At 60.8% G+C, this 17,219-nt stretch carries 13 protein-coding genes; 4 read left to right on the top strand and 9 right to left on the bottom strand.

The window, feature by feature from the left end:
- Window positions 1–17 precede the first annotated feature (17 nt).
- The 4 genes from H8S56_RS23540 to H8S56_RS23525 all read right to left on the bottom strand — a co-directional run bounded on the left by H8S56_RS23540 (window position 18) and on the right by H8S56_RS23525 (window position 3,930).
- Window positions 18–890, bottom strand: coding sequence for a rhomboid family intramembrane serine protease (locus tag H8S56_RS23540; RefSeq protein WP_187519932.1), 873 nt, complete (start codon window positions 888–890; stop codon window positions 18–20).
- Entirely contained in the window at window positions 887–1,858 is a 972-nt protein-coding gene (locus H8S56_RS23535) for a metallophosphoesterase (protein WP_024695732.1), read from the bottom strand. Before H8S56_RS23535 ends, H8S56_RS23540 begins: the two co-directional genes overlap by 4 nt.
- On the bottom strand, window positions 1,858–2,748 hold the full coding sequence (locus H8S56_RS23530; protein WP_024687806.1) for an NAD(+) kinase: 891 nt from the start codon (window positions 2,746–2,748) through the stop codon (window positions 1,858–1,860). Before H8S56_RS23530 ends, H8S56_RS23535 begins: the two co-directional genes overlap by 1 nt.
- 96 nt (window positions 2,749–2,844) lie before the next feature.
- On the bottom strand, window positions 2,845–3,930 hold the full coding sequence (locus H8S56_RS23525; protein WP_187519931.1) for a GGDEF domain-containing protein: 1,086 nt from the start codon (window positions 3,928–3,930) through the stop codon (window positions 2,845–2,847).
- A gap of 329 nt (window positions 3,931–4,259) precedes the next feature.
- Between H8S56_RS23525 and H8S56_RS23520 the strand changes: the two genes are divergently transcribed.
- Entirely contained in the window at window positions 4,260–5,243 is a 984-nt protein-coding gene (locus tag H8S56_RS23520; RefSeq protein WP_187519930.1) for a DUF1853 family protein, read from the top strand.
- Here the strand turns inward: H8S56_RS23520 and H8S56_RS23515 are convergent.
- From H8S56_RS23515 to H8S56_RS23495, 5 genes are all read right to left on the bottom strand, one after another.
- A complete protein-coding gene (locus H8S56_RS23515; RefSeq protein WP_024687803.1) occupies window positions 5,209–6,489 on the bottom strand; it encodes an arsenic transporter in 1,281 nt (426 codons plus the stop codon). The two genes, H8S56_RS23520 and H8S56_RS23515, sit on opposite strands and share 35 nt — an antisense overlap.
- Window positions 6,489–7,697: an MFS transporter gene (locus tag H8S56_RS23510; protein ID WP_024695729.1), complete on the bottom strand. Its 1,209-nt coding sequence runs from the start codon at window positions 7,695–7,697 to the stop codon at window positions 6,489–6,491. Before H8S56_RS23510 ends, H8S56_RS23515 begins: the two co-directional genes overlap by 1 nt.
- A 306-nt stretch (window positions 7,698–8,003) precedes the next feature.
- Window positions 8,004–9,350, bottom strand: coding sequence for an MFS transporter (locus tag H8S56_RS23505; RefSeq protein WP_187519929.1), 1,347 nt, complete (start codon window positions 9,348–9,350; stop codon window positions 8,004–8,006).
- 342 nt (window positions 9,351–9,692) lie between these two features.
- Window positions 9,693–10,604: a 1-aminocyclopropane-1-carboxylate deaminase/D-cysteine desulfhydrase gene (locus H8S56_RS23500; RefSeq protein ID WP_187519928.1), complete on the bottom strand. Its 912-nt coding sequence runs from the start codon at window positions 10,602–10,604 to the stop codon at window positions 9,693–9,695.
- Between the two features lie 51 nt (window positions 10,605–10,655).
- Complete coding sequence (locus tag H8S56_RS23495) at window positions 10,656–12,695, bottom strand: NADPH-dependent 2,4-dienoyl-CoA reductase (protein ID WP_187519927.1); 2,040 nt, start codon at window positions 12,693–12,695, stop codon at window positions 10,656–10,658.
- A gap of 226 nt (window positions 12,696–12,921) precedes the next feature.
- On the opposite strand from H8S56_RS23495, the gene H8S56_RS23490 reads away from it, so the two are divergent.
- From H8S56_RS23490 to ilvA, 3 genes are all read left to right on the top strand, one after another.
- Window positions 12,922–14,064, top strand: coding sequence for a carbon-nitrogen hydrolase family protein (locus tag H8S56_RS23490; RefSeq protein WP_024685185.1), 1,143 nt, complete (start codon window positions 12,922–12,924; stop codon window positions 14,062–14,064).
- Window positions 14,065–14,066: 2 nt separating this feature from the next.
- On the top strand, window positions 14,067–15,107 hold the full coding sequence (locus H8S56_RS23485; protein WP_187519926.1) for an AraC family transcriptional regulator: 1,041 nt from the start codon (window positions 14,067–14,069) through the stop codon (window positions 15,105–15,107).
- A gap of 568 nt (window positions 15,108–15,675) precedes the next feature.
- Window positions 15,676–17,211 carry a threonine ammonia-lyase, biosynthetic gene (ilvA, locus tag H8S56_RS23475; RefSeq protein WP_187519925.1) on the top strand — a complete coding sequence of 512 codons (1,536 nt, stop codon included), beginning with the start codon at window positions 15,676–15,678 and terminating at the stop codon, window positions 17,209–17,211.
- Window positions 17,212–17,219: the final 8 nt, after the last annotated feature.

Below are 17,219 nucleotides of genomic sequence, written 5' to 3'. Positions count from 1 at the left end.
GAAAATAGCGGGCAATTTTAGGCCTTGCGGCGCGCGAGCGCACCACCCAGCAGGCCGGTAACACAACCGATGATCAAACCACCGACGTGAGCGCCGTTGGCGATCTCGCCAAAACCGAGCATGCTCACCAGACCCGACAGGCACAGCGCCAGCCAGACCAGCATCATCACCAGCACGCCGCGTGGCAGGCGATAAACCGGGTTGGGTGCCAACATCTGGAAGATCCAGCAGTGACCGAGCAACCCGTAAAGCACGCCCGACAGCCCGCCAAACAGGCTGGGGCCTGACGACAGATATTGAATATAGTTGGAGACCGCCGAGAACAGCAGCGTCAGGCCCAGCAAATGCCAGCTGCCCTGGCGAATCTCGATCCGCCGCCCCAGTTCCCAGTACCACAGGCCGTTCATGGCCAGATGCAGGATGCCGAAGTGAATCAGCATCGGCGTCACGATGCGCCACCACTGCCCGGCTGCCAGACTGTCGGCCAGCGGCAGGAACGAGGCATAGTCGCCGCTCACGCGAAAATCAAGAAACGTCAGCCAGCGAATGGCTTCCAGGTTATCGCCCAGCAGCGTCAGTCCTGCCACCAGCAGTGTCGCCAGCAGCACCAGCGCGGTGACCGGGCAACGGCGCAGTTGATAGAGCAGGCCGGGATTGCTGGCTACCGTCTCTTGCGCAATACCGGGCAATTGAAAAGCCTCGTCACCTTCCGGGAAGCGCTCGTACAGGGCGCGGACCTCCTGGGCCAACTCGCCGGCATCCGGCACCCACAGCACTTGCTCACCCACCTCTTCGCTGACTCGATGAGGGATCTGCAGACGGTGCAGCAGGCTGACAAACCCGCTCAAATCAACGGTCAATGGCAAACGCAGTGCTGCAACAGGGCTCATCGTGAAACCTCGGGACGCTGTACATCGACCCACACGAACTTGTCGGGGTCGATCTGTGTTTCCTGATCAAGCCGATAGGCGACCAGTTTGCCGTAGAGCACTGCGCTGTAGTCCAGACAGGCCAGGTTCGGCCGGATAGGTGCAGGGATGCCGCTGCGCCAGTAATGCCCGACGAACAGCAGAGGTTCGTCGACGCCATAACGCAGTAGCGCGTTCTTCTCGGTTGTAGACAGCGGCGTCTTGGCCACGCCCTCGGGCAAGGCGTCAGGCTGGAACACCACGTCACCGTATGTCTGAGGATCATCCTCCCAGAACTTGGTACGGAAAAAGGCGCGGGTCAGGCCATCGCCGCCGGTCAGCGTCAGGCCATGCGGCAGGCGCATGTCGGTGCCGCGCAGCAGGCGATTGAACACATTGCTGGCGAAGCTGCCGGGCACGGCCGAGGCCTGCACGAAGTGCTTGTCGATGCAGCCGGTGCCATGCAGTCCGCGCAGCGGGTCGATCAGGGTCGCATCCCAGCAGGCATGCACGACTCTGAAACGCCCGGCATCAAGGTACAGCGGCAGTTCGTAGAACCACTCGACGAACGTTTTCCACTCATCCGGGTGCTGCTCGAACTGTGTCAGCGTCTCGCCGATCAGCTTGGCGTGGCGCGGCGTGTGCTCGCGCACGAACCGGTGGCCGCTTTCCGGCAGCGCTGGTGTGACCCAGCCCAGCGCGTTGAACTCATGATTGCCCATGATGCAATAGGCCTGGCCGGCCTGAACCATGTCATACACGATATGCAGCGACTCGCGGATACGAGGCCCGCGGTCAATGATGTCGCCGACAAAGATCGCCATGCGCTCGGGATGACGCCAGACACCCGCCTGTCGTCGATATCCGAGAAGCTCCAGCAGATGCTCCAGGGTATGAGCACACCCATGCACGTCACCGATCAGATCGTAGCCACGCGCCGGATCGATCATCAGTCGCCTCCAGCACCAAGCCGGCTGCCCCAGCCGAGCTTGGTGCGGCAGACTTCGTAGTAGTTATGGTCAAGTGGATGAATCAGGCGCAGCTTCTGCGGCTTCTTGCTGACCGTGATGGTGTCGCCGGGCGCGCAGGTGAAGTGGTTCTGGCCGTCGCAGGAGACCTGCGGGTAGATGGTCATGTCCTTGGACACCACGATCTTGAGCTCGCTGTTGCCGTCGACGACGATAGGCCGACCGGACAGGGTGTGCGGGTACATCGGCACAATGACGATGGCGTCGAGCTTGGGGTGCATGATCGGCCCGCCTGCAGACAACGCATAGGCAGTGGAGCCGGTCGGCGTGGCGACAATCAGGCCGTCGGCCTTCTGGCTGCACACGAACTGGCCGTCGATGTAGATCTCGAATTCGATCATGCGCGTGGATTTGCCAGGATGCAGCACCACGTCATTGAGCGCATCGCCTTGCCCGATGGCCTCGCCATGGCGACGAACCTCGGCCTGCAGCAGAAAGCGGTTTTCAACCAGATAATGCCCGTCCAGCACCTCGGCGCACTTGACCTCCAGCTCGTCGGGACGAATGTCGGTCAGAAACCCCAGGCTGCCACGGTTGATCCCCAGCACCGGTACGTTGTGCCTGGCCAGCGCCCGCGCAGCGCCCAGCAGGCTGCCGTCGCCGCCCACCACGATGACCATGTCACACACCTCACCGAGCATCTTGCGCGATGAGGTCTGCAGGCCATGGCCGGGCAGCACTTCAGCTATCGTCTCTTCGAGGATGACATGAAGGTGGCGCTCCAACAGAAATCTCTTGAGTCGGCGCACGGTATCGAGCACCTGGACACTGCCCAGGCGACCGATGATGCCGATGTTGCGAAATTGCTCCATGAGACTCCTGCTGCGGGTTCGATACGGCTTCAAAAGAGGGATTATGGGCGAAAGGACCACACAGCAGCAAACGAACCTGTACTCAGGCAACGCGGTTCAAGGCCCTGCCTCGGGCGCAGCCACCTGAGAGTGCAGCGATTCGCACTCGGCCGGCAGGTAGACTGACGGGGATTCCACCAGCGGCGCTCCCCTCCAGAAGGTCGTGTCTTTCCCGGCGTCCTTGGCCTGATACAGATTGATGTCAGCGGTTTTGAGCACGTGCGAACTGCTGCAGGTTGCGTCGATATCGGCCATTCCGGCGCTGCAGGTAAACGGAGTACTCACCGCCGCTTGCCTGATTGCACCCAGCAGACGAATCACATAGTCCCGGGCCGCGCTTTCGCTGCTGACCGGCAGAATCACACCGAACTCTTCCCCACCCAAGCGCCCATACGCGAGACTGCCTTGAGTCTGCTTCAGGCATGACGCCATGAGCCGCAACACTTCATCACCGGCATCATGCCCGAACGCATCATTGATCTGTTTGAAGTTATCAATATCCAGCATCAGGAAGTAACCGGCACTTCGCGCGGTCAGGTGAGACTCCAGCGCTTCCATCAAGGCGCGACGGTTCAATATAGCCGTCAGGTAATCAGTCAGCGACTGTTCGCGGAACTTGCTTTCCAGCGACAGCACATTGCGCAGTGTTCGGGTATAGGTGTGATTGAGCAAAACACCCAGGCTGGTCGACGCAATAAATAACAAGGCGATGAATAGATACGCAACATGGCCGGGCTCAATCCCTTGCGCCGGAGAGAGAATGACCCAGGACAGCATCGTGACCAATACATAATCACGGGTATACACCATCAATAATGTCGAGCCCAGAACAATCATCACGGCGATCGGTAATGCCCAGTTCACGCCCATGTCGCTGTTCAACTGGCTGGCCCTGGCAAAACAGAAGGCGACCGTAATCACGAACAGAATGCCTGCCAGACGCCACGTCCTGAAATGCCTTGCGCGGTATTGCAAGGCACAGGTCACCAGCAAACCGACGGTCAGGATAAATTCCAGAACACCATAATGAATATAGGGTGTTACCGTCAGCACAATGATCCAGCATACAATGGCCAGGCATTGCGCAAGTGCAACCGCCGGTGTCAGAAGACACTTTATACGGGCCTGCATTTCATTGTTCATATACAACCCCAGGCATCCCGTATCCTGACCCTGCGAAGGTCACCCTCTTTCGCAGCAGGCCAACTGAAGACACCCAGGTATTAATACCCGATACTCAGTCGCCTACCCGCCAATGAATCGTTCACGCCTGCCGAACGTTAACACGTGGAATACAATGTCGTATTAAAGAGGCTGTATCAAGTCAGGTCGGAAATTGTTGAAAGACCACGATCAGAACACCTGACGCTGCCTGACAAAAAGAGAAGCGTCAGGCGGGCGTCACTGGATATCAACCTGACGACTGATCGAACTCGTCACCGATCAGGCCCAAGTCAGGCTATTCTCGGTACATGACTCTATTTCCCGACCTTATCGACCTTCCCCGTCAGTTACGACACCCTGAGGTGCGCGACCTTGCGTGGGTCATTCTGGCGCCGCCCATGCTGGATGAAACGCCCTGGCCGCAACGTCATCCGCTGGCCGGCAGCGATTGGGTCGACGCACCGCAGCGCTTGGTCGATTTCCTGCGCAGGCTGGACCAGAACAGCAGTGAACTGGAGCACTGGATTGCGCAGGCCTCCACACGTCGGCTGGGGCGCTATTACGAAAGGCTCTGGCAGTTTGCAGTGCACAACGCGCCAGGGGTCGAGATCATTGCGGCCAACCTGCCGATCCGGCGGGACGGTCAGACGCTGGGCGAACTGGACATGCTGCTGCGCGACCGCGATGGCGTGCACCATGTGGAGTTGGCGATCAAATTGTATCTCGGCCCGCAGAACGGCGATGGCAGCGACCCCGCGCAATGGCTCGGCCCTGGCTGTCACGACCGCCTGGACCGCAAGCTGGCGCACCTGAGCCAGCATCAACTGCCGATTTCTTCACGCCCGGAAAGCCTGTCGGCGCTTGCGGAATTGGGCGTCGAAGCGTTCAGCGCAGAACTATGGCTGGGCGGGTACCTGCTCTATCCGTGGCCGGGGTCTGCTGACTCACCTGCCGGAGCGCATCACCAGCATTTGAAAGGTCGCTGGCTGCATCAGCGAGACTGGGAAAGGTTCGTGAACCAGAGCGAAACCGGACGCTGGCAACCCCTGCCCCGCCACGCCTGGCTTGCACCCGCGCACTCTCAGCAAGCCTGGAGTCACAGACAATTGCAGGACTGGCTGCTGCAACTCGACCCGCTTGCCCCGGCGCAATTGCTGGTACGCCTGACCGAGAACCCGCAAGGCGAATGGGAGGAAGCCGAGCGGCTGTTTCTGGTGTCGGACCTGTGGCCGAACCTGGCCGACACCAGCCACCCGTTCAACTCAGTCGCAGTGCCAGCGCCGCCAGCGTGATCAACAGGACCGGCACGGTCAGCACGATGCCAACCTTGAAGTAGTATCCCCAGCCGATGTTGATGCCCTTGCGTTGCAGTACGTGCAGCCACAGCAACGTCGCCAGACTGCCGATCGGCGTGATTTTCGGTCCCAGGTCGCTGCCGATCACGTTGGCGTAGATCATCGCTTCCTGAATCGCACCCGTGGCATGACTTGCCTCGATGGACAGCAGGCCGATCAGAACTGTCGGCATGTTGTTCATGATTGATGACAGGAACGCGGTCATCACCCCTGTGCCCATTGCCGCACCCCAGATGCCATAACCGGCGAACCAGTCCAGCAGGCTGGCCAGATAACCCGTCAGCCCGGCGTTGCGCAGGCCATAAACCACCAGGTACATGCCCAGCGAAAACACGACGATTTGCCACGGCGCTTCTTTCATGACCTTGCGCGTGGAAATGGTGTGGCCTTTGGCGGCAATGCCCAGCAACAGCACCGCGCAGGTCGCGGAAATTGCGCTGATCGGGATACCCAGGGGCTCAAGGGCGAAACAGCCCACCAGCAGAATCAGCAACACCCACCACCCAGCCATGAAGGTCGCCCGGTCCTTGATGGCCGTCTCCGGTTTCTCAAGCTGGTCGGGATCGAAGTCACACGGAATGTCACGACGGAAATACAGCATGAGGACCGCCAGCGTGGCCGCGACGCTGACCAGGTTGACCGGCACCATCACCGCCGCATAGCGGTTGAAACCGATTTTGAAATAGTCCGCAGACACGATGTTCACCAGATTCGACACCACCAGCGGCAGGCTCGCGGTGTCGGAAATGAATCCGGCAGCCATGACGAATGCCAGGGTCGAGGCTGGAGAAAAACGCAGCGCCAGCATCATCGCGATGACGATGGGCGTCAGGATCAGCACTGCGCCGTCGTTGGCAAACAGCGCCGACACCAGCGCGCCGAACAACACGAACAGTGCAAACAGGCGCCGTCCCTTGCCGTTGCCCCAGCGCGCCACGTGCAGGGCTGCCCAGGAAAAGAAGCCTGCCTCATCCAGCAATAGCGTGATGATGATCAGCGATATGAAGGTAGCCGTGGCATTCCAGATGATGCCCCATACCACCGCGATGTCGCCGAGATGAACCACGCCGGTCAGCAGCGCCAGGACCGCCCCGAGCACTGCACTCCAGCCGACGCCGAGCCCTTTGGGCTGCCAGATGACCAGTGTGATGGTGAACAAGAAGATCAGCGTGGCTATGAGCATCATTTGGTCCGGGGCAGGAAAATCGCGAAGATGCCGAGCAACGGCAGGTACGAACACAGGTTGTAGACAAACAGGATGCCGTGGGTGTCGGCCAGATGACCGAGCAAGGCTGCACCGATGCCGCCGAAGCCGAACATCAGGCCAAAGAACAGACCGGCAATCATGCCAACGTTACCGGGTACCAGTTCCTGGGCGTAGACCACGATGGCAGAGAACGCCGAGGCCAGCACGAAGCCGATGATCACGCTCAGCACGCTGGTCCAGAACAGATCCGCATAAGGCAGCGCCAGGGTGAACGGGGCCGCACCGAGGATCGAGAACCAGATGACCGCCTTTCGGCCGATCTTGTCGCCAATCGGGCCACCAAAGAACGTACCCGCCGCCACTGCACCCAGAAACAGGAACAAGTGCAACTGCGAGCTGGCCACCGAGAGGTCGAACTTCTCGATCAGGTAAAACGTGAAATAGCTGGTAAGGCTGGTCATGTAGAAGAACTTGGAAAACACCAGAAACGCCAGCACCGCCAGCGAGGCGATGACCCGGTTTCTCGACAAACCGTGGGTAGCGGCCTGACCGGCCTTGAGCTTGAACAGATTCAAATGCGCGCGGTACCAGCGGCTGATCGCATAGAGCAGGCCGAGGGAAAACAGCGCGAACAGGCCGATCCAGGCGACGTTACCCTGCCCGAACGGAATGATGATCGCCGCCGCCAGCAACGGGCCGAGCGCAGAACCGGTGTTGCCGCCGACCTGAAACGTTGATTGTGCCAAGCCGAAACGCCCGCCCGAGGCCAGCCGCGCAATACGCGAGGCTTCCGGATGAAAGGTGGACGAACCGATACCGATCAGTGCGGCGGCGAGCAGGATCAACGGAAAACTGCCGACCATCGACATCATCACGATACCGATCAGGGTACAGATCGAACCGACCGGCAATACCAGCGGATTGGGATGACGGTCCGTGTAATACCCGACCCAGGGCTGCAGCAGCGACGCGGTGATCTGAAACGTCAGGGTGATCAGGCCGATCTGGGTGAAGCTCAGGTCATAACTGGCCTTGAGCATCGGGTAGATCGACGGCAGGATCGCCTGGATCAGGTCATTGATCAGGTGCGCAAGGGCAACGGCACCAATGATGCGCATCACCAGCGGGCTGGAGTTTGGGGTTGTCGTGGCCGTCGCCGCACCTGGCTGAGCACTGGTCGCCATGGAATTCATCCGTAAAAGGTTTTCGGGTGTCCCCGGACGGATGATTACAAGATGTGTCACACGTACCAGGGCGCGCCAATGTGCCATTTTTCGGAGCAGGAGTGCCACGTTTTGTTGCATTTTCGTTGAGCGGTTCAGCCAGCAGAGCGTCTTGGGCGGCACTATCACGCGCAAGGCCCGGCGTTATTCACAGGCCTTGCGGGATATACCCACCACTGCGTGGGAGTGGTATCTATCCCGTCGTTGCTGGTTTAGCCGGCTTTCAGGCACTGTTGATAACCAGCGCAGACCTAACCCGCTCAGACGTCATGCATGCGTCTGCGCTGAGCCCACCGTCGTGCTTTTGTCCGCAGCCGCCACGTCATGCAACGAAACTCTGCAGGTCTCTGGCAAGGCCAGGCCACCCACCATGGCCATCACCGCCACGGCGATCAGGTAGAAGGCCGGTGACAGGTTGCTGCCGGTCGTGCTGATCAGCCAGGTCGCCATCAACGGCGCAGTACCGCCAAATAATGTGTAGGCCATGTTGTAGGTGATCGCCGACGCCGTGTACCGCGTGCGCGTCGGAAAGGTCTCGGACAGCAACGCCGCCGTCACCACGCCACACAACACGGCGCCCACTGCCAGCAGCATCACACCGACCACAGACGCTGCGAACGAGCCGGAACTGGCCATCAAAAACGAAGGGAACACCACCAGCATCAACAGAATGCAGGCCGTGGCCATGGTCGCACGCCGGCCTACGCGGTCCGAATAAGCGCCCGCCAGCGGACAAATGGCGGCGGCAAACGCCAGGGCGATCAACGACACCAGCAGCGCCGAAGCCCGACTCAAGCCGCCCGCCACCTGCAGATACGTCGCGAAGTAGGTGGTGAACATATAAAACGACAACGCGGTCAGCGACACGAAAGCGCCCAGGCAGCAGATAGCGCCTGCATGATTGCGCAGTGTTTCCTTGAGGGGCGAATGAGCGACCGCCTGTTCCTGAGTCACCGCCTGGAACGCCGGTGTTTCGTCCAGCTTCCAGCGCAAGTACAGGCCCACCAGCCCCAGCGGTGCCGCAATCAGAAACGGCAGACGCCAGCCCCAACTGCCCATGGCTTCCGAGGACAACGAGGCCTCAAGTGCATACGCCACCACGGCCGCTGCCGCGAACGCCGAAAAAGTCGACACCGGGACGAAGCTGCCGTACCAGGCACGCTGCGTGCGCGGAGCATGCTCCATCAAGTAGGCACAGGCACCCGCGTATTCACCACCGGCCGAGAAGCCTTGGGCACAACGAATGATGGTCAGGAGAATCGGCGCAGTGACACCGATGGCCGCATAGGTGGGCAACAACCCGATCAGCGTGGTCGCCGCCGCCATCAGCAGAATGGTCATCGCCAGGGTCCGCTTGCGGCCTATGCGGTCGCCCAGCATGCCGAAAAAGATCCCACCCAACGGCCGGAAGGCAAATGCCACTGCAAACACAGCAAAGGTTTTCAACAGCGCAGCACTGGTGTCGCCGCTGGGAAAGAACTGCAAGGCGATGGTGGTGGCCAGAAAGCCATACACAGCGAAATCGAACCACTCGACGAAGTTGCCAATGGCAGCAGCCACGATGACTTTTCTCAGTGTGGCAGGATCGACGTTTTCTGCGGCGGTGGTTGTCATGCTGACCTCGGCGTCATGATCTGGAATGGATCGATTATCGAGACAGCGCCCCGGACACCTCAGTCCAGAAAAGTCATCCGCGTATTCAGGGCCGACGCCTCGGCGTATTCGGTACAGATTTCATGCCAAAGGCTCTGGGACGGGCGTTCGTTCTGGCAGAGGCAGGACCATTGAAGGCGGATTGTCCGCGAAGAGGCCGGTACACTCAGACGAATGTGGTTGCGCCTGAAAGGCAGTCTTCGTGGACAAACGGAACGCCGCCCGGTCCACTCCCACGGAAACCGGTTTCAGCCAGTGGGAGCGAGCTTGCTCGCGAAGGGGCCGGCGGTATTTTCCACAACGCTACATCAGAGCAGCACGCCGCCCCTGCAATCCGCCGGTATGCACGAAAATCAGTCGGGTGCCGGGCCTGAAGCGGCCAGCCAGTACGTCGTCGTGTAGCGCCAGCAACGCTTTGCCCGTATAGAGCGGCTCCAACGGCACACCACTCTGCGTTTCGCTGCGGGCTATGAACTCCAGCAATACAGGATCGGTGCGGGCAAACGCTCCCCGACTGGCATTGAGCAACTGCCATCCCGACGTATCAACGCCGACCAGCGCAGTAACGTTCTGCGCCACGCCATGATCATCCGGCACCGCCATCGCGCCGTACACCGGATGGACTCCCTGCTCGGCGATAACCAGCCCGCCCAGCGTCGTGCCGGTCCCGGCGGCCAACCACCAGCCGTGGTAATCGTCCCAGCCACACTGCCTGAGCTGGCTGCGAACCAGCGTCAACAGTCGGGCGCAGCCTTCGGTCCCCGGCAAGCCGCCACCGCCTTCCGGGATCGGGTACAGGTCGGGATAGCGTGCCTGCCACGGCAGCCAGAAATCAGCCGCATGCCGCTCGCGATAACCGGCGTAACCGAGCCAGTGCAACTGCATGCCGAAGGCCTGCAGATCGAGCACGGTCGGCGTTTCCTGCGGATGACCGCGTAACAGTCCTGCGGTCGGAAAGCCGAAGCGTTTGCCCGCAGCGGCCAGCGCATGAAGATGATTGGAGTGCGCCCCACCCAGGCTGATCGCGCCCGCAGCCCCGCGACTGACCGCCTGAGTCAGGTGGCCGATGAGCTTGAACCACTTGTTGCCACTGATCAACGGGTCGATAAGGTCCAGACGCAGAATTGCCACCTCGACCCCGGCCTGTTGGAGCCAGGCAAAGTCGAGGATTTCAAGAGGTGCATCGGGCTGCCAGTCGAGGGCGTCGCGAATCATGATGAAGGCCGATTACAGAACGATGCGCAGTCTACCCGTCAGTGCGCGATGTCACAGCCCGGCCGCCAATCGCGAGCCCTGATCGATGGCCCGCTTGGCATCCAGTTCGGCTGCCACGTCCGCGCCGCCAATCAGGTGCACGTTCTGCTTCGCCGCGACCAGATCGTCGTACAGCTCACGCAACGGGTCCTGCCCGGCGCAGATCACGATATTGTCCACCGGCAGCAGCTGTTCTTCACCCTCTTCACCTATGCGGATGTGCAGGCCTGCGTCGTCGATCTTCAGGTACTGGACGCTATTGAGCATCTGCACCTGTTTGTTCTTCAAGCCCGTGCGATGAATCCAGCCGGTGGTCTTGCCCAGGCCGTCGCCGACCTTGGAACTCTTGCGTTGCAGCAGGAACACCTGACGGGCTGGCGCATGGACTTCGGGCTTGATCCCCGCCACGCCACCGCGCGCTTGCAGTGTGATGTCGATGCCCCACTCCTTCCAGAACGCCTCGCGGTCCAGACTGGTGGCGACGCCTTGATGCACCAGAAACTCCGATACGTCGAAGCCGATACCGCCCGCACCGATCACCGCCACGCTTCGCCCGACCGGCTTGCGCTGCAGAATGACGTCCAGATAGCTGAGCACCTTGGGGTTGTCGATGCCGGGAATGGCGGGTGTGCGCGGGGCAATGCCGGTCGCGAGGATCACTTCGTCAAAGCCTGCATCGACCAGCTCCTGCGCCGTCACGCGAGTGTTCAGGCGCAGTTGCACACCGGTGTCCTGCACCTTGTGGGTGAAGTAACGCAGGGTTTCGGAGAACTCTTCCTTGCCGGGCACGCGCTTGGCGATGTTGAACTGGCCTCCGATTTCGCTGGCCGAATCGAACAGCGTCACCTGATGCCCGCGCTCGGCAGCCACAGTGGCCGCTGCCAGTCCTGCCGGGCCTGCGCCGACTACCGCAATCTTCTTGATCTGTCGGGCAGGCAGATAATTGAGCTCGGTCTCGTGACAGGCACGCGGGTTCACCAGACAACTGGTCAGCTTGCCGCCGAAGGTGTGGTCCAGGCAGGCCTGATTGCAACCGATGCAGGTATTGATCAACTCGGCGCGACCGGCCGCCGCTTTGTTGACGAACTCAGGGTCGGCCAGAAACGGACGGGCCATGGACACCATGTCGGCGTCGCCTTCGCTGAGAATCCGCTCCGCGACTTCCGGGGTATTGATCCGGTTGGTGGTGATCAACGGAATGTTCACCGAACCACGCAATTTGGCCGTGACCTTGCTGAACGCGGCGCGCGGCACCTTGGTGGCGATGGTCGGAATCCGCGCTTCATGCCAGCCGATGCCCGTATTGATGATCGTTGCCCCCGCTTGCTCGACCGCCTTGGCCAGTTGCACGATTTCCTGCCAGGTGCTGCCGCCTTCCACCAGATCCAGCATGGACAGGCGGAAGATGATGATGAAATTCGGGCCAACGGCCTGACGCACGCGGGTCACAATCTCGACGGCCAGACGCATGCGATTTTCGTAACTGCCGCCCCAGCGGTCGGTGCGATGGTTGGTATGCGCCGCCAGGAACTGATTGATGAAGTAGCCTTCCGATCCCATGATCTCGACGCCGTCATAGCCTGCGCCCTGGGCCAGCGTGGAGCAGGTCACGAAATCGCTGATCTGCTTTTCGATGCCCTCTTCATCCAGCTCACGCGGTTTGAACGGATTGATGGGAGCCTGAATCGCGCTGGGCGCGACCTGCTTGCGGCTGTAGGCATAGCGGCCGGCATGGAGAATCTGCAGGCAGATCTTGCCGCCTGCCTCGTGAACCGCCTGGGTCACGATGCGATGGCGCTCGGCCTCTTCCGGGGTTGTAAGCTTCGCGGCACCATCGTAGACGCCCCCTTCCTCATTCGGCGCGATGCCACCGGTGACCATCAGGCCTACGCCCCCCCGCGCACGCTCGGCGAAATAAGCCGCCATCCGCTCGAAACCGCCCGGTTTCTCTTCAAGACCGGTGTGCATGGAGCCCATGAGGCTGCGGTTACGCAACGTGGTGAAACCCAGATCCAGCGGGGCCAGCAGATGCGGATAGTGAGCAGCAGTCATGGCGAAGCTCCATCGATTCAATCACGGATAGACGAGGGCCTCTGTGTGCCCTCTTCATTCGGGCCTCAAGGCCCTTTCATGGCGCAACAGTAAAGAGCCATCCGATCACACTCAATGACCGAAAGTGACAAGTTATTGATCCAAACGCACAGTGCCCCTTGGCAAGCGTCAAGTGTAGTCCTACCCTAGTCGACAATTTCCTGATGGCAGCCGTGCGCCCCTTCCTATGCGTAAATTTTTTGCCACGTGCCTCATCCTGGTGAGCCTGGCCAGTCTCGCAAGCTACCTGCTCTGGACCGAGCAGCGCCCGATGGGGCATTACCTGTCGGATCTGCGCATCCGGCTGGCCATCAATAAGGGACAGCCCGGCGAACAAGGCAACCTGCTGGGCATCGAGCCCGAACTGTTTCCAACCGACTACCAGAACCTGGACCACCTGCATCGCAAGCTGGCAGCTTATCTGCAACAGGCGCGCGATCAGGGTTTGATCAACGCCAAGACCATCGTCGTGCTGCCCGAGCACATTGGCACCTGGCTGTTTGCCAGCGGCGAAAAGAACCAGTTCTATCAGGCGGCCACGGTCGACGAGGCGATGAAGTGGCTGGCCTGGAGCAACCCGTTTCAGTTCATCCAGGCCACCCTCGGCGCTGAGGGTGAAAAGCGTATGGACGATGCCCATCTGCGTATGAAATCACGCGCCATGGCACACGATTACCAACGGCTGTTCGGCGGGCTGGCCAAGGAGTTTGGCGTCACGCTGGTAGCGGGCTCGATTGTGCTGCCGGACCCCCATGTGGAAAACGGCCAATTGCAGATAGGTACAGGTGCCCTCTTCAACAGCAGTGTGACCTTCGGCGCTGACGGCAAGCCGCTTGGCCCTCCACAGCGTCAGCTGTTCGCCAACCCCTATCAAAAGCACTACGTCAAACCGGCAGGCGATGCTGCGCTCAATGTCATCGACACGCCTGCCGGGCGACTGGGCATTCTGATCGGCACCGACAGCTGGTACCCCGACAGTTATGCCCGCATGAATCAGCAAGGCGCAGAGCTGATTGTCGTGCCCGCGTTCGTGGCAGGCAGGACGGGTTGGACGGCCCCATGGCGCGGTGCTCGCACGCACAAGACGCCACGGCTCGACCTGCAGCCTGGCAGCCTCAGCGAGGGCGAAGCCTGGCATCGACTCACCCTGAGCACCCGTGAACCTTTGAGCACGGCCAGGGCAGGTATCAGTGTGTTCATGCGTGGGCAATTCTGGAATCAGGGCAGTTCCGGACAAAGCTTTGTCAGCCACAACGGGCAAAACGTGGCCGAGGAGCCCGCGCAGAGTGGCGCGATGGCTGGCGCACGCCTGATCAACGTCTGGCTCTAGCGATGCCCACACCGACCCTGCGCCTGGGCGACCTTTCAGTGGGCTTCGTTCAGAGCCTGACCGACGCGGTCAGCAGTTTCGGCCACGATCCCCACGTTTTGCTGGAACAATATGGCCTGGACGCTGTGCGCCTGGGTGAAGCAGGCGCCCGGCTATCGATCCCGCGCTATATGCGTCTCGGCCACGCGGCCATCCAGCTCACCGGACAGCCCGGCCTGGGGTTGCGCATGGGTCAGCTCAGTCGAATGGCGCAGGCAGGGCTTGCAGGCATCACGGCGGCACAAGCGCCTACCGTGCGCGAGGCAGCCCGCATTCTGATCCGTTTCGAGGCCCTGTACGGCACGAACTATCGAGGCCAGTCGAGCTTCCATGAAGACGCCAGCGGTGCCTGGATGCGCTTCTATTCCATCAGCCCGTACAACGTCTACAACCGCTTCGTGGTGGATTCGATTCTGAGCGGCTGGATCACCCAACTGTCATCGCTGGCTGGCCATGAGTTGCGCGCGCAACGAATCGAAATCGAGTTCGACGCCCCTGAGTACGCGGCGCAATACACGCCGTTGAGCGACACCCCGGTTGCGTTCGGTGCAACGACCAATCAGCTTCGTCTGGATCTGGACAGGCTGGCATTGAGAAACCCCGACCACTGCCCGAGCACCTGGCGGCATCTGCTGCAACTGTGTGAGAAGGAGCTGGACCAACTGACCCGCACGCGCAGCCTGCGCGAGCGCATCACGCAATTGCTGGGGCCGCTATTGAGCGGTGGGCGAGAACCGGATCTGGAGGAAGTGGCGGCAAGGTTGAAACTGCCGACCTGGACGCTGCGCCGCAAGCTGGCCGAGGAAGGCACTCGCTTTCGCGCGGTACTCAATGACACACGCCGTGACCTGGCGATGACGTACATTCGCGACACCGAACTGGCATTCGGAGAAATCGCCTACCTGCTGGGCTTTGCCTCCGCTGAGGCCTTTCAACGCGCCTTCAAACGCTGGAACGGACAGACACCTGGAGAGTTCCGCCGCAGCCAGCGTCGAAGCGCCTGACGCCCTTCACAGTTCGGTGGCGTCGTCGGCAGGCTCTACCGGGTCCAGTTCCGATGCGCGGTATTCGAGCAGCTCTTCTTGATATTCATCCATTTTTTCGCCCTCTTGGCTGATTGAGTCGTTCATGTGTTGCCACGTTCAGTAAAGCTGAGATAACTGACCGTTGGATCAACATTAAAGTGCCAATGTGAAACAAAAATGTTGATACCTTTCGTTAAACGAAAAGTCCGACAGGAACTTCAGACGTAGAACGTCGTACGGGGTCGCCAATCAAACCTTGACTTCATTACCCGGGCCGCCCTAACCTCCAGACCATGAACCCAATCAAGCAAAACCTCGGCCAGATTATTATTACCGTCATTCCAGTCATGGCGGGTTAGCCGACGTTTGCAAAAAAACCCGCCCTGGAGGCGGGTTTTTTTCTGCCTCCAGAGCCACCTAACGCTCAACAGGAGTCAGACATGATCACTTTCTATCGCTCTATCGCCCTCATTGCATCCTCGCATTCGATTGTTGCGGCTTCTTGCAGCGTTTCTTGCAAAGCAACGACGTGCAAGGAAACGACGCGATGAGTCATGGCCAGCCTGATCTGCTCAATCACTACGCTCGCAAGATCCTCACGTCCCGCGTTTACGACATTGCTATCGAAACCCCGCTGCAGGGCGCACGACGGCTGTCCGAGCGCCTTGGCAACCAGGTGCTGCTCAAGCGCGAAGACTTGCAGCCGGTGTTCTCGTTCAAGATTCGCGGCGCGTACAACAAGCTGGCGCAACTGAGCGCTGAAGAGACCGCCTGTGGCGTGGTCACGGCCTCGGCAGGCAACCATGCGCAAGGACTGGCGCTGGCGGCGAAGGAATTGGGCATCAAGGCGACCATCGTCATGCCGCGCACCACGCCGGAGATCAAGGTCGAAGGCGTGCGCTCACGCGGCGCGACGGTGGTGCTGCATGGCGACTCGTTTCCCGAAGCGCTGGCGTACTCGCTGAAATTGGTCGATGAACAGGGTTTTGTGTACATCCATCCCTACGACGACCCCGACACCATCGCCGGACAAGGCACGGTGGCGATGGAAATCCTGCGTCAGCAGCCAGGCCAGCTGGACGCGATCTTCGTGCCGGTGGGCGGCGGAGGGCTGATCGCAGGCATCGCGGCCTACGTCAAATATTTGCGACCCGACATCAAGGTGATCGGCGTCGAGCCTGACGACTCCAACTGCCTGCAAGCCGCCATGGCTGCAGGCGAGCGTGTGGTGCTCAGTCAGGTCGGGCTGTTTGCCGATGGCGTGGCGGTGGCGCAGATCGGCCATCACACCTTCGAGGTCTGCCGCCATTACGTGGACGAAGTGATCAGCGTCAGCACCGACGAGATCTGCGCCGCCATCAAGGACATCTACGACGACACCCGCTCCATCACCGAACCGTCCGGCGCGCTGGGCGTGGCCGGGATCAAGAAATACGTCGAGCAGCGCGGTGTCAGCGGCCAGACCCTGGTGGCGATCGATTCCGGGGCCAACGTCAACTTCGACCGCCTGCGTCACGTGGCCGAACGCGCCGAACTGGGCGAAGGCCGCGAAGCGATCATCGCCGTGACCATCCCCGAGCAGCCGGGCAGCTTCAAGGCGTTCTGCGAGGCCATCGGCAAACGGCAGATCACCGAATTCAACTACCGCTACCACACTGACCGCGAAGCCCACATCTTCGTGGGCGTGCAGACCCACCCGGAGAACGATCCACGCCGCGCGCTGATCGCCAGCCTGACCGAACAAGGTTTTCCGGTGCTGGACCTCACCGACAACGAGCTGGCCAAGCTGCACATCCGCCACATGGTGGGTGGGCATGCCGAGCGGGTCAGCGATGAAGTGGTGCTGCGCTTCGAATTCCCTGAACGCCCCGGCGCGTTGTTCAACTTCCTCAACCGCCTGGGCGGACGCTGGACGATCTCGATGTTCCACTACCGCAACCATGGCGCAGCAGATGGGCGAGTGGTCGCAGGGTTGGTGGTACCGGAGGACGAGCGGCATCTGGTGGATCAGGCGCTGACCGAGATCGGTTATCCGTACTGGGATGAAAGCGAGAACCCGGCGTATCGGTTGTTTTTGGGCTGACGCCTGGC

The sequence above is a fragment of the Pseudomonas triticifolii genome (assembly GCF_014358015.1).
Taxonomy (GTDB): domain Bacteria; phylum Pseudomonadota; class Gammaproteobacteria; order Pseudomonadales; family Pseudomonadaceae; genus Aquipseudomonas; species Aquipseudomonas triticifolii.
The sequence above is the reverse complement of the archived record's forward strand: the minus strand, read 5'-3'. Positions and strand labels throughout refer to the sequence as shown.